The following is a 12,924-nucleotide window of genomic DNA, read 5'->3' as shown; positions in this document are numbered from 1 at the left end:
CTCTCTCCTCCGGCTCGTGAACGGACCGACGGGAGCGCCGGCCCGCGCCAGAGCATGCCAGGAGGCGCGGCGGGGCCGCGCGTGATCCGGGCGGGGGTCGATGGTGCGCGCTACCGCGGCTACCGCCGGTGGGCGGGTGCGCGGGCAGAGGGGGCGTGAGTGGCCGAGGGCGCGTGGGCCGTCGGGGCGTCGGGGGCGGGGGAAGGCGACGGGGTGCCCAGGGGGCGGTGAGGCGCCACGGGGCGGCGGGACGCAGGGCGGTGACGTGGGGGCCCGGGAGGAGGCGAGAGGGGCGGGGAACGCCGGGCACCCGGGGCACGCGGGACGCGGGACGCTGGAAGGCGACGGGACGCGGGAAGGCGACGGGACGCCAAGCCGGGCGGTGGGGGGAGTGAGGGACCTCGGGACGTGGCGAAGGGCCGCGGCCCCCGAGCGGCTGCGGCCCTTCGTACGGATGTGTCCGAGTGCTACAGCACGCGGACCGCGCCGCTCGGCGGGTCGTAGTCCAGCGTCTGCTTGACGACGCCCGTGGAGGAGTTCTGCGCGCCGACGAACATGCCGTCGCCGACGTAGATGCCCACGTGGTACGCGCTGCCCGCGCCACCCCAGTACAGGATGTCGCCCGGCTGGAGGTTGCCGAGGCCGACCTGGGTGCCGGCGGTCGACTGGTCCTGGGAGACCCGGGGGAGGCTGACGCCGACCTGCTTGAAGGCGGCCTGCACGAGACCGGAGCAGTCGTAGGCGGACGGGCCGGTGGCACCGGAGACGTACGCCTTGCCGACCTGCGCCTGGGCGAAGGCGACGACCGCGGCGGCCGAACCGGTGGCGGTGGACGTGCTGGTGCCGCTGTCCGAGCTGCTGGAGGTGCCGGTGTCGGCGGAGGCGCTGAGGGTGGTGCGCTCGGCGCTGCGGGCGGCGCGCTCGGCGGCCTCCTTGCGCTCGGCCTCCTCGGCCTTCTTCTTGGCCTCCGCGGCCTTCTTCTTGGCGTCGGCGAGGTCGGCCTTGGCCTGCTTGGCGGCCTTTGCGGCAGCCGCGTCACGCTCGGCACGCAGCTCGTAGCTCGACGCCGCCTGCTGCGTGACGTCGGCGGACTGGGCGACCTGAGCGGCCAGGTCGGCCGTCAGGGTGGGCAGTTCGAGGGTCTGCGTCACCGGTTCGGCCGCGTTGGCCGACCCCGATGCACCGGCGACTGCCAGGGTGCTGAGGACGCCACCGGCAACTCCGGCCCGCATCGCGATTTTCGACGCGCTGCGGCGGGGCTTCCGGTGGCTGCGTATGTGAGCGGTGTGGGACATAGGGACAACCGGTATCAGTAGCTCCTCCATACCTTCAAGAAACGTGGGCTGCGCCACAGTTGTTCAATCGAGCCCCCGAACGCCGGGCGTGTCGCTCTTTATTGACGCCGTAACGGACATTGCGGACTGTCCATATCAGGCCTGTGATCACGGTCTTTGATCATTACGCCCGAATTGCCCCGCACCTACCACTGGTTGGTTCAGTTGGCCAAGCCCGGTTCTCATGGGCCTCTCATGGATGTGGCACAGGTCACGGAACGGTTACCCCGGCGCCTGCGTCTCGGCGCGCCCGGGAGCTCGTGAACGCGTGCACGTGTCCACATCGCACCCCGCCCCTCCCTCCGACGTGTGAACGCGTCCTCTATCAAGCCACTTCGCCCAGCGCCAATTTGCATGCAAGGGAAGCATCTTGATATTGAGACGCTCCTCGGTGACCCACTCTGGCCAGCGGCGACGATCGAAAATGTCACCTCTGGTGATCAGCTGAACGCTTCTTGTGTGAAGATCACCGCTCATCCGACTTCATGATCGTTCGTCAGGTGGTGGAGATCACAAAGCTTGTGGAATACCCCGTGTCGCAGATCACAGAGCGGCGGGCATAGGATGCGAGGCAGTTGGGCTTGTGACCTGCTTCACATGTTCGCGATCTTCGCCGGGACGAGCGGGGCTCGTGGGGCTGTTGGGGCGGCTGTGAGTCCAGTGCAACCGCCAGCAGTCAGTGCCGACTGAGAGGAGCGAGGAGCGGTGAACGCGTATGCGCCCATCCTCGTACTGGGAGCCCTCGGGGCAGGCTTTGCGATCTTCTCCGTGGTCATGGCCACGCTGATCGGTCCGAAGCGGTACAACCGGGCGAAGCTCGAGGCCTACGAGTGCGGCATCGAGCCGACCCCCACGCCGGCCGGCGGCGGGCGCTTCCCCATCAAGTACTACCTGACGGCGATGCTCTTCATCATCTTCGATATCGAGATCGTCTTCCTCTACCCCTGGGCCGTCACCTTCGACGCCCTGGGGATTTTCGGGCTCGTGGAGATGCTGCTCTTCGTGCTCACCGTCTTCGTCGCGTACGCGTACGTATGGCGGCGCGGCGGCCTGGAATGGGACTGAGGGGCCTTTGACATGGGACTCGAAGAAAAACTGCCGAGCGGCTTCCTGCTGACCACCGTCGAGCAGGCCGCGGGCTGGGTGCGCAAGTCGTCCGTCTTCCCCGCCACGTTCGGCCTCGCCTGCTGTGCCATCGAGATGATGACCACCGGCGCCGGCCGCTACGACCTGGCGCGCTTCGGCATGGAGGTCTTCCGAGGCTCGCCGCGGCAGGCGGACCTGATGATCGTCGCGGGCCGGGTCAGCCAGAAGATGGCGCCGGTGCTGCGGCAGGTCTACGACCAGATGCCGAACCCGAAATGGGTGATCTCCATGGGGGTCTGCGCCTCCTCGGGCGGCATGTTCAACAACTACGCCATCGTCCAGGGCGTCGACCACATCGTCCCGGTCGACATCTATCTCCCCGGCTGCCCGCCGCGGCCCGAGATGCTGATGGACGCCATCCTCAAGCTCCACCAGAAGATCCAGAGCTCCAAGCTCGGGGTCAACGCGGAGGAAGCGGCCCGCGAGGCGGAGGAAGCGGCGCTCAAGGCCCTGCCCACGATCGAGATGAAGGGGCTGCTGCGGTGAGCGACGCCAACAACACCCCGGGTGACGCGAACGGGGTGAACCCCGAGAAGGACCTCTCCGCGGAGAACCTGCCGGGCCAGCGCGGCCAGGGCGGCGAGGAGATCCGCGTCCAGCGCGGCATGTTCGGCGCCAACAACGGCGGCGACACCTCCGGCTACGGCGGCCTGGTCCGCTCCGTCCGCCTCCCCGGACCGGCGAGCAGGCCCTACGGCGGCTGGTTCGACGAGGTCGCCGACGAACTCGAGGGCGCGCTGGAGGAGCAGGGACTCCTGCCCGACAACGCCATCGAGAAGACGGTCGTCGACCGCGACGAGCTGACCTTCCACATCGAGCGCGAGCACCTGGTCCGCGTCGCCCGCACCCTGCGCGACGACCCGGCCCTGCGCTTCGAGCTGTGCACCGGCGTCAGCGGCGTGCACTACCCGCACGACAAGGGCCGCGAGCTGCACGCCGTCTACCACCTGCGCTCGATCACCCACAACCGGCTGATCCGCCTCGAAGTCAGCGCACCCGACGCCGACCCGCACCTTCCGTCGCTGGTCGCCGTCTATCCGACGAACGACTGGCACGAGCGGGAGACCTACGACTTCTTCGGCATCGTCTTCGACGATCACCCCGCCCTGACGCGGATCATGATGCCGGACGACTGGCAGGGCTTTCCGCAGCGCAAGGACTATCCCCTCGGCGGCATCCCCGTCGAGTACAAGGGCGCCCAGATCCCGGCTCCGGACCAGCGGAGGTCGTACTCGTGAGCACTTCACACGCCTCCCCCAGGGAGACCACCGAGGGCACCGTCTACACGGTCACCGGCGGTGACTGGGACGAGGTCGTCCAGTCCGCCGCCCGCGCCGACGACGAGCGCATCGTCGTCAACATGGGTCCGCAGCACCCGTCCACGCACGGCGTGCTCCGCCTGATCCTGGAGATCGACGGCGAGACGGTCAGCGAGGCCCGCTGCGGCATCGGCTACCTGCACACCGGCATCGAGAAGAACCTCGAGTACCGGACCTGGACGCAGGGCACCACCTTCGTGACGCGCATGGACTACCTGACGCCGTTCTTCAACGAGACGGCGTACTGCCTGGGCGTCGAGAAGCTCCTCGGCATCGAGGACCAGATCCCGGACCGGGCCACGATCATCCGCGTCCTGCTGATGGAGCTGAACCGGCTCTCCTCGCACCTGGTGTGCATCGCCACCGGCGGCATGGAGCTGGGCGCCACCACGATCATGATCTACGGCTTCCGCGATCGTGAACTGGTTCTCGACGTCTTCGAGCTGATCACCGGCCTGAGGATGAACCACGCGTACATCCGCCCCGGCGGGCTCGCGCAGGACCTGCCGCCCGGCGCGGTGGACCAGATGCGCGAGCTGGTGAAGAAGATGAAGAAGAACCTCCCGGAGTACGACAAGCTCGCCACCGGGAACCCCATCTTCAAGGGCCGCATGCAGGACGTCGGCTACCTCGACCTGGCCGGCTGCATGGCCCTCGGGGCCACCGGCCCGGTGCTCAGGTCCACCGGCCTGCCGCACGACCTGCGCAAGAGCCAGCCCTACTGCGGCTACGAGACGTACGACTTCGACGTCCCGACCGCCGACACCTGCGACTCCTACGGCCGCTTCCTGATCCGGCTGGAGGAGATGCGCCAGTCGCTCAGGATCGTCGAGCAGTGCCTGGACCGGCTGGAGCCCGGGCCGGTCATGGTCGCCGACAAGAAGATCGCCTGGCCCGCCCAGCTCGCCCTGGGACCGGACGGACTCGGCAACTCCCTCGACCACATCAAGAAGATCATGGGGACCTCCATGGAGGCCCTGATCCACCACTTCAAGCTGGTCACCGAGGGCTTCCGGGTGCCGCCGGGACAGGCGTACGCGGCGGTCGAGTCGCCCAAGGGCGAGCTGGGGGTGCACGTCGTCTCCGACGGCGGCACCCGCCCCTTCCGGGTCCACTTCCGCGACCCGTCCTTCACCAACCTTCAGGCCATGGCGGCGATGTGCGAGGGCGGCCAGGTCGCCGACGTCATCGTCGCGGTGGCCTCCATCGACCCCGTGATGGGAGGCGTCGACCGGTGACCACCTCTTCTTCGGAGCGGGGCGTCAGCCTGGGCATGCCGGAGCTGCCCGCGCCCGCCTACCCGGACGACGTCCGGGCCCGGCTGGAGACCGACGCGCGCGAGGTCGTCGCGCGCTACCCGGACTCCCGGTCCGCCCTCCTGCCGCTGCTGCACCTGGTGCAGGCGGAGGAGGGGTACGTCACGCGCACCGGGATGCGGTTCTGCGCGGACGTGCTGGGCCTCACCACCGCCGAGGTCACCGCGGTCGCCACCTTCTACTCCATGTACCGGCGCCGGCCGAGCGGCGACTACCAGGTCGGCGTCTGCACCAACACGCTGTGCGCGGTCATGGGCGGCGACGCCATCTTCGAGTCCCTCCAGGAGTACCTGGGCGTCGGCAACGGCGAGACCACCGAGGACGGCAAGGTCACCCTGGAGCACATCGAGTGCAACGCGGCCTGCGACTTCGCGCCGGTCGTGATGGTCAACTGGGAGTTCTTCGACGACCAGACCCCGGCGAGCGCCCGTGCCCTCGTCGACGACCTGCGCGCGGGACGGCAGGTGACGCCCACGCGCGGCGCGCCGCTGTGCACCTTCAAGGAGACCGCCCGGGTCCTGGCGGGCTTCCCCGACGAGCGGGACGGCGCCGTCGCGGCCGGCGGCAGCGCGGGCCCCGCCTCCCTGGCCGGTCTGAAGCTGGCCAAGGGCGAGACGTCCGCCGCGCGCGTGGTGCACCCGCGGGACGGCGGGCCGCACGACGCCGCGCCGGACCGGGACGTGCACGAGCCGTCACCGACGGAACACCTCAGCTCGCACGACGCGCCGCAGGACACGTCGGCGTCCGACCCGGCCAACCCGGCAGGGCCTACCGCCGAGGAGGGTGAGTGATGACCGTGGCCGCCGAGATCAAGGGCAGCAGCCCGGAGAAGCTGCTCGCACCCGTGCTGTCGGCCTTCTGGGACGAGGACGAGTCCTGGACTCTGGACGTCTACCGGAGGCACGAAGGGTACGAGGGGCTCCGCAAGGCCCTGGCGATGGCGCCGGACGACCTGATCGCGTACGTCAAGGAGTCCGGTCTGCGTGGACGCGGCGGCGCCGGTTTCCCGACGGGGATGAAGTGGCAGTTCATTCCGCAGGGTGACGGCAAGCCTCACTATCTTGTTGTCAACGCCGACGAATCGGAGCCGGGGACCTGCAAGGACATCCCGCTCCTCTTCGCGAACCCGCACAGCCTCATCGAGGGCATGATCATCGCGTGTTACGCCATCAGGTCGTCGCACGCCTTCATCTATCTGCGTGGCGAAGTCGTTCCGGTACTGCGGCGGTTGCACGAGGCCGTGCGCGAGGCCTACGCGGCCGGTTTCCTCGGCGAGAACATCCTGGGCAGCGGACTCGACCTCGACATCACCGTGCACGCGGGCGCGGGCGCGTACATCTGCGGTGAGGAGACCGCACTGCTCGACTCGCTCGAAGGCCGCCGGGGTCAACCGCGGCTCCGTCCCCCCTTCCCTGCCGTCGCGGGCCTCTACGCGTGCCCGACTGTGGTGAACAACGTCGAGTCGATCGCTTCCGTTCCCGCCATCCTCAACAAGGGCAAGGAATGGTTCAGGTCGATGGGCAGCGAGAAGTCCCCGGGCTTCACGCTGTACTCGCTCAGCGGCCACGTGGCGGGCCCCGGCCAGTACGAGGCCCCGCTCGGCATCACACTGCGCCAGCTCCTCGACATGAGCGGCGGCATGCGGCCCGGCCACCGGCTGAAGTTCTGGACACCGGGCGGCTCCTCGACGCCGATGTTCACCGACGAGCACCTCGACGTCCCCCTCGACTACGAGGGAGTGGGCGCCGCGGGTTCCATGCTCGGCACCAAGGCGCTCCAGTGCTTCGACGAGACGACCTGTGTCGTGCGCGCCGTCACCCGCTGGACCGAGTTCTACGCCCACGAGTCCTGCGGCAAGTGCACCCCCTGCCGTGAGGGCACGTACTGGCTCGTGCAGTTGCTGCGCGACATCGAGGCCGGCAAGGGCGTGATGTCCGACCTCGACAAGCTGAACGACATCGCCGACAACATCAACGGCAAGTCGTTCTGCGCCCTCGGCGACGGCGCCGCCTCGCCGATCTTCTCCTCGCTCAAGTACTTCCGCGAGGAGTACGAGCAGCACATCACGGGCCGCGGCTGCCCCTTCGACCCGGCCAAGTCCACGGCCTGGGCCGACCACCGTACGGAGGTGAACGCATGACTGTGACCACCAGCGCTCCCTCCGGCGGAGGAGAGGCCGCCGTCCCGCCCGAGGACCTCGTGTCGCTCACGATCGACGGCGCCGAGATCAGCGTGCCCAAGGGCACCCTGGTCATCCGGGCCGCCGAACAGCTCGGCATCGAGATCCCGCGTTTCTGCGACCACCCCCTCCTCGACCCGGCCGGCGCCTGCCGGCAGTGCATCGTCGAGGTCGAGGGCCAGCGCAAGCCCATGGCGTCCTGCACCATCACCTGCACCGACGGCATGGTGGTCAAGACGCAGCTCACCTCGCCCGTCGCCGAGAAGGCCCAGCACGGGGTGATGGAGCTGCTGCTCATCAACCACCCGCTGGACTGCCCGGTCTGCGACAAGGGCGGCGAGTGCCCGCTGCAGAACCAGGCGATGTCGCACGGCCAGTCCGAGTCCCGCTTCGAGGGCAAGAAGCGGACGTACGAGAAGCCCGTGCCCATCTCCACGCAGGTGCTGCTCGACCGGGAGCGCTGCGTGCTCTGCGCCCGCTGCACCCGGTTCTCCAACCAGATCGCGGGCGACCCGATGATCGAGCTGATCGAGCGGGGCGCGCTCCAGCAGGTCGGCACCGGCGAGGGCGACCCCTTCGAGTCGTACTTCTCCGGCAACACCATCCAGATCTGCCCGGTCGGCGCGCTCACCTCGGCGGCCTATCGGTTCCGCTCCCGCCCCTTCGACCTGATCTCCTCGCCGTCGGTCTGCGAGCACTGCTCCGGCGGCTGCGCGACCCGCACCGATCACCGGCGCGGCAAGGTCATGCGGCGCCTCGCGGCCAACGAGCCCGAGGTCAACGAGGAGTGGATCTGCGACAAGGGGCGCTTCGGGTTCCGGTACGCGCAGCAGCGGGACCGGCTGACCACGCCCCTGGTGCGCAACGCGGAGGGCGACCTGGAGCCGGCCTCGTGGCCGGAGGCCCTGCAGATCGCCGCGCAGGGGCTGCTCGCCTCCAGGGGCCGCACCGGTGTGCTCACCGGCGGCCGGCTCACCGTCGAGGACGCGTACACGTACAGCAAGTTCGCGCGCGTGGCACTCGACACCAACGACATCGACTTCCGCGCGCGCGTGCACAGCGCCGAGGAGGCCGACTTCCTGGCCGCCCGGATCGCCGGACGCGGCCGCGACCTGGACGGCACCGGCGTCACCTACACCGCTCTGGAGAAGGCGCCCGCCGTCCTGCTGGTCGGGTTCGAGGCCGAGGAAGAGGCGCCCGGCGTCTTCCTGCGGCTGCGGAAGGCCTGGCGGGGGCACGGACAGAAGGTCTTCTCGCTGGCCACGCACGCCACCCGGGGCCTGGAGAAGGCCGGCGGCACACTGCTGCCCGCCGCTCCCGGCACCGAGACCGAGTGGCTGGACGCCCTCGCGAGCGGCGTCGGCCTCGAGGACGGCGGCAGCCAGGCCTCCGAGGCGCTGCGCGCCGAGGGCTCCGTGATCGTCGTCGGCGAGCGGCTGGCCTCCGTGGCCGGGGGGCTGACCTCCGCCGTACGGACGGCCGCCGCGACCGGCGCCCGGCTGGTGTGGATCCCGCGCCGGGCCGGGGAGCGCGGCGCGATCGAGGCGGGCGCGCTGCCGTCGCTGCTGCCGGGCGGGCGCCCGGCGACCGACCCGCGCGCGCGTGAGGAGGTCGCCGCCGTCTGGGGCCTGGCCGACCTCCCGCACCGCCACGGCCGGGACACCGGCGAGATCGTCGAGGCCGCGGCCCGGGGCGAACTCCAGGCGCTGCTGGTGGCGGGCGTGGAGGTCGCCGACCTGCCCGACCCGGCACGCGCGCGTGCGGCGCTCGACGAGGCCGGTTTCGTGGTGTCGCTGGAGCTGCGGCCCAGCGAGGTCACCGAACGCGCCGACGTGGTCCTGCCCGTCGCCGCGGTCGCCGAGAAGCCGGGAACGTTCCTCAACTGGGAGGGCCGGGCGCGCTTCTTCGAGGCCGCGCTCAAGCCCGACCAGATGACCCGCCGCCTCGCGCCCACCGACGGCCGCGTCCTGCAGATGCTGGCCGACGCCATGGACGTCCACCTCGGCCTGCCGGACCTGCGCACCACACGCGCGGAGATCGACCGGCTCGGCGCCTGGGACGGGCCGCGGGCCGGCGAGCCGCTGCAGACCGCGAGCGCGCTGCCGCGCCCGGCCCCCGGTGAGGCCGTCCTGGCCGGGCACCGGCTGCTGCTCGACCAGGGCCTGCTCCAGGTGGGCGACGAGGCGCTGGCCGGCACCCGGCACGCCGCGCACGCGCGCGTGTCGGCCGCCACGGCCGCGGAGGCCGGCGTCAAGGACGGCGACCTGCTGGCCGTGACCGGGCCCGCCGGGGCCGTCGCCCTCCCGCTGCAGGTCACCGAGATGCCCGACCGGGTGGTCTGGCTCCCGCTGAACTCGGCCGGCACGGGCGTCGCCTCCGACGCCGGGGTGCTGCCCGGGTCCCTCGTCCGCATCGGTCCGGCGACGTCCGCCGGCGAGGCCCCCAAGGAGGTGGAGGCATGAGCCCGTACCTCGCCGCTGAAGACCTCTCGATGTTCGGCACCGACCCCTGGTGGCTGGTCGTCGTCAAGGCGGTGTTCTGCTTCGCCTTCCTGATGGTGACCGTGCTGTTCTCGATCGTGTGGGAGCGCAAGGTCGTCGCCTGGATGCAGCTGCGCATCGGACCGAACCGGCACGGCCCCTGGGGCATGCTCCAGTCGCTCGCCGACGGCATCAAGCTGATGCTCAAGGAAGACCTGGTCGTCAAGCGCGCCGACAAGGCGGTGTACGTCCTCGCACCGATCGTCGCGGCCATCCCGGCCTTCATGGCGATCGCCGTGATCCCCTTCGGCCCGGCCGGCAACGAGGTCTCGATCTTCGGTCACCGCACCGCGATGCAGCTCACCGACCTGCCGATCGCCATGCTGTTCATCCTGGCGGTCGCCTCGGTCGGCATCTACGGCATCGTGCTGGCGGGCTGGAGTTCGGGATCGACGTACCCGCTCCTCGGCGGGCTGCGATCCTGCGCGCAGATGATCTCCTACGAGATCGCGATGGGCGCCGCGTTCGCCTCGGTCTTCCTCTACTCCGGGTCGATGTCCACGTCGGAGATCGTCGCGCAGCAGGGCGACCGCTGGTACATCGTGCTGCTGCCGGTCTCCTTCATCCTCTACGTCGTCACGATGATCGGCGAGACCAACCGCGCCCCCTTCGACATGCCGGAGTCCGAGGGCGACCTGGTGGGCGGCTTCAACACCGAGTACTCCTCGATCAAGTTCGCGATGTTCATGCTCGCCGAGTACGTGAACATGGTGACCGTCTCGGCGGTCGCCACCACGCTGTTCCTGGGCGGCTGGCGGGCCCCGTGGCCGATCAGCACCTTCTGGGAGGGCGCCAACCACGGCTGGTGGCCGCTGCTCTGGTTCGTCGTCAAGGTCCAGCTGTCGCTGTTCTTCTTCATCTGGCTGCGCGGCACGCTCCCACGCGTCCGCTACGACCAGTTGATGAAGCTCGGCTGGAAGGTCCTCATCCCGGTCTCCCTGGTCTGGCTGATGCTGATCGCCACGGTGCGCGCGTTCCGGAACGAGGGCTACGACTTCACCGACATCGCCCTCTACATCGGCGGCGGCGTCCTGGCCCTGCTGCTGCTCTCCTTCGCCGCGGACATCTTCCGCGACAAGGGCAAGCGGGCCGAGGAGCCCGCCGAGGAGCCCGTCGCCTTCGACCCGATGGCCGGCGGATTCCCCGTACCGCCGATGCCCGGACAGGAGTTGCCGCCGGTGCCACGGCGCCGCCCGCGCCGGGAGCGGGAGCTGATTGTCAGTGGCGGGCCCGATACTCAGAGTGACGGACCTGTGGGCGGATCTACGGATGGAAAGGAGGCGTCCGATGGCTGAGGAACCCAAGGAGACCAACCCCGGTTTCCAGAACCCCGTGGCCGGCTTCGGCGTGACCTTCAAGGCCATGTTCAAGAAGCGGCTGACCGAGCAGTACCCGGAGCAGCAGAAGACCACCGCTCCGCGCTTCCACGGAAGGCACCAGCTCAACCGCCATCCGGACGGCCTGGAGAAGTGCGTCGGGTGCGAACTGTGCGCCTGGGCCTGCCCCGCGGACGCCATCTATGTGGAGGGCGCGGACAACACCGACGAGGAGCGCTACTCGCCGGGCGAGCGGTACGGCCGCGTCTACCAGATCAACTACGCCCGCTGCATCCTGTGCGGCCTGTGCATCGAGGCGTGCCCCACACGCGCGCTGACGATGACCAACGAGTTCGAACTGGCCGACTCCACTCGCGCCGACCTCATCTTCACCAAGGACCAGCTGCTGGCCGGCCTGGAGGAGGGCATGGTCGACTCGCCCCACGCCATCTACCCGGGCACGGACGAGCAGGACTACTACCGGGGCCTGGTGACCGAGGCGGCCCCCGGCACCGAGCAGCAGGTCGCGCACTCCAAGGGCGAGGTCGTCCAGGAGGGCGACTCGACCTTCGGCGGGACCGAACCGGCGTCGGAGAAGGTGATCCGCCGATGAGCGCGCAGCTCGCCGCCGCGGCGACCCTCTCCGCCGGCACCTCCACCGGAGAGGCCGTCCAGTTCTGGATCCTCGGCACGGTCGCGGTGATCGGCGCCCTGTGCACCGTCTTCATGCGGAAGGCCGTGCACAGCGCGCTCTGCCTCGCCGGGACCATGATCGTCCTGGCGGTGTTCTACCTCGCCAACGGCGCCTACTTCCTCGGCATCGTGCAGATCGTCGTCTACACCGGCGCGGTCATGATGCTGTTCCTGTTCGTGGTGATGCTCGTCGGCGTCACCGCTGCGGACTCCCTGAAGGAGACCATCAAGGGCCAGCGCTGGCTGGCCCTGGTGTCCGGGCTCGGCTTCGGCATCCTGCTGGTCGCCGGCATCGGCAACGCCTCCGTCTCGGAGTTCACCGGCCTCGCCCAGGCGAACGCGAACGGGAACGTGGAGGGCATCGCCTCCCTCATCTTCACCAAGTACGTCTTCGCCTTCGAGATCACCGGCGCGCTGCTCATCACGGCCGCCGTCGGCGCCATGGTGCTCACCCACCGCGAGCGCACCGAACGCGCGGCGACCCAGCGCGAACTGGCCGAGCGCCGCGTCCGCGAGGGCAAGCACCTGCCACCGCTCCCGGCACCCGGCGTGTACGCCCGGCACAACGCGGTCGACATCGCGGGCCTGCTGCCCGACGGCACCCCGTCCGAGCTGACCGTCAGCAAGACGCTGCGCGAGCGGGGCCAGATCCGCGACGTGTCGACCCAGGCACTGGGCGACCTGAAGGCCCTGGAGCAACGGGCCGAGGAGCGCCTGGAGCGTGGCGCGGCCGGTCCGGACAACTCCAGGCGGTCCGAGGAGGCGTCGAAGTGAACCCCGTCAACTACCTCTACCTCGCGGCCCTGTTGTTCACGATCGGTGCCACCGGCGTACTGATCCGGCGCAACGCGATCGTGGTCTTCATGTGCATCGAGCTGATGCTCAACGCCTGCAACCTCGCGTTCGTCGCCTTCTCCCGCATGCACGGCAACCTCGACGGCCAGATCATCGCCTTCTTCACGATGGTCGTCGCCGCCGCGGAGGTCGTGGTCGGGCTCGCGATCATCGTGTCCCTGTTCCGTTCCCGCCACTCGGCCTCGGTCGACGACGCCAGCCTGATGAAGCTGTGAGGGGTCGCTGA

General features: G+C 69.9%; 12 protein-coding genes. 11 read left to right on the top strand and 1 reads right to left on the bottom strand.

What is annotated here, in order from left to right; all coding sequences use genetic code 11:
• Positions 1-467: 467 nt before the first annotated feature.
• Complete coding sequence (locus ACFW01_RS01440) at positions 468-1,295, bottom strand: C40 family peptidase (protein WP_234958036.1); 828 nt, start codon at positions 1,293-1,295, stop codon at positions 468-470.
• Positions 1,296-2,039: 744 nt separating this feature from the next.
• On the opposite strand from ACFW01_RS01440, the gene ACFW01_RS01435 reads away from it, so the two are divergent.
• From ACFW01_RS01435 to nuoK, 11 genes are read left to right on the top strand one after another with little or no spacing between them, the layout of a single operon-like run.
• Positions 2,040-2,399, top strand: coding sequence for an NADH-quinone oxidoreductase subunit A (locus ACFW01_RS01435; protein WP_003974383.1), 360 nt, complete (start codon positions 2,040-2,042; stop codon positions 2,397-2,399).
• Between the two features lie 12 nt (positions 2,400-2,411).
• The gene (locus ACFW01_RS01430) at positions 2,412-2,966 is read left to right on the top strand and encodes an NADH-quinone oxidoreductase subunit B family protein (RefSeq protein ID WP_018528252.1); all 555 of its coding nucleotides are present in this window, start codon (positions 2,412-2,414) and stop codon (positions 2,964-2,966) included.
• Complete coding sequence (locus ACFW01_RS01425) at positions 2,963-3,718, top strand: NADH-quinone oxidoreductase subunit C (protein ID WP_234958035.1); 756 nt, start codon at positions 2,963-2,965, stop codon at positions 3,716-3,718. Before ACFW01_RS01430 ends, ACFW01_RS01425 begins: the two co-directional genes overlap by 4 nt.
• Complete coding sequence (locus tag ACFW01_RS01420) at positions 3,715-5,037, top strand: NADH-quinone oxidoreductase subunit D (protein WP_122615670.1); 1,323 nt, start codon at positions 3,715-3,717, stop codon at positions 5,035-5,037. Before ACFW01_RS01425 ends, ACFW01_RS01420 begins: the two co-directional genes overlap by 4 nt.
• Entirely contained in the window at positions 5,034-5,906 is an 873-nt protein-coding gene (nuoE, locus tag ACFW01_RS01415) for an NADH-quinone oxidoreductase subunit NuoE (protein ID WP_384502056.1), read from the top strand. Before ACFW01_RS01420 ends, nuoE begins: the two co-directional genes overlap by 4 nt.
• The gene (gene nuoF / locus ACFW01_RS01410) at positions 5,903-7,255 is read left to right on the top strand and encodes an NADH-quinone oxidoreductase subunit NuoF (RefSeq protein ID WP_206328600.1); all 1,353 of its coding nucleotides are present in this window, start codon (positions 5,903-5,905) and stop codon (positions 7,253-7,255) included. The genes nuoE and nuoF overlap by 4 nt, the downstream gene beginning before the upstream one ends.
• Positions 7,252-9,756 carry an NADH-quinone oxidoreductase subunit G gene (locus tag ACFW01_RS01405; RefSeq protein ID WP_384502054.1) on the top strand — a complete coding sequence of 835 codons (2,505 nt, stop codon included), beginning with the start codon at positions 7,252-7,254 and terminating at the stop codon, positions 9,754-9,756. The genes nuoF and ACFW01_RS01405 overlap by 4 nt, the downstream gene beginning before the upstream one ends.
• Positions 9,753-11,129: an NADH-quinone oxidoreductase subunit NuoH gene (gene nuoH / locus ACFW01_RS01400; RefSeq protein ID WP_384502052.1), complete on the top strand. Its 1,377-nt coding sequence runs from the start codon at positions 9,753-9,755 to the stop codon at positions 11,127-11,129. Before ACFW01_RS01405 ends, nuoH begins: the two co-directional genes overlap by 4 nt.
• Positions 11,122-11,763, top strand: a complete 642-nt coding sequence (gene nuoI, locus ACFW01_RS01395) for an NADH-quinone oxidoreductase subunit NuoI (protein ID WP_384502050.1) — start codon at positions 11,122-11,124, stop codon at positions 11,761-11,763. Before nuoH ends, nuoI begins: the two co-directional genes overlap by 8 nt.
• Positions 11,760-12,617, top strand: coding sequence for an NADH-quinone oxidoreductase subunit J (locus tag ACFW01_RS01390; protein WP_234958030.1), 858 nt, complete (start codon positions 11,760-11,762; stop codon positions 12,615-12,617). The genes nuoI and ACFW01_RS01390 overlap by 4 nt, the downstream gene beginning before the upstream one ends.
• Entirely contained in the window at positions 12,614-12,913 is a 300-nt protein-coding gene (gene nuoK, locus ACFW01_RS01385) for an NADH-quinone oxidoreductase subunit NuoK (RefSeq protein ID WP_003974374.1), read from the top strand. Before ACFW01_RS01390 ends, nuoK begins: the two co-directional genes overlap by 4 nt.
• The last annotated feature ends 11 nt before the right edge of the window (positions 12,914-12,924 follow it).

The sequence above is a fragment of the Streptomyces sp. NPDC058985 genome (assembly GCF_042740985.1).
In the GTDB taxonomy this organism is placed as follows: domain Bacteria; phylum Actinomycetota; class Actinomycetes; order Streptomycetales; family Streptomycetaceae; genus Streptomyces.
This window is presented reverse-complemented; position numbering and strand designations above follow the sequence as displayed.

Coding starts and splice junctions, on each gene's coding strand:
- ACFW01_RS01440 (WP_234958036.1), bottom strand. CDS start 1,295: ATGTCCCACACCGCTCACATACGCAGCCACCGGAAGCCCCGCCGCAGC.
- ACFW01_RS01430 (WP_018528252.1), top strand. CDS start 2,412: ATGGGACTCGAAGAAAAACTGCCGAGCGGCTTCCTGCTGACCACCGTC.
- ACFW01_RS01405 (WP_384502054.1), top strand. CDS start 7,252: ATGACTGTGACCACCAGCGCTCCCTCCGGCGGAGGAGAGGCCGCCGTC.
- nuoH (WP_384502052.1), top strand. CDS start 9,753: ATGAGCCCGTACCTCGCCGCTGAAGACCTCTCGATGTTCGGCACCGAC.
- nuoI (WP_384502050.1), top strand. CDS start 11,122: ATGGCTGAGGAACCCAAGGAGACCAACCCCGGTTTCCAGAACCCCGTG.
- ACFW01_RS01390 (WP_234958030.1), top strand. CDS start 11,760: ATGAGCGCGCAGCTCGCCGCCGCGGCGACCCTCTCCGCCGGCACCTCC.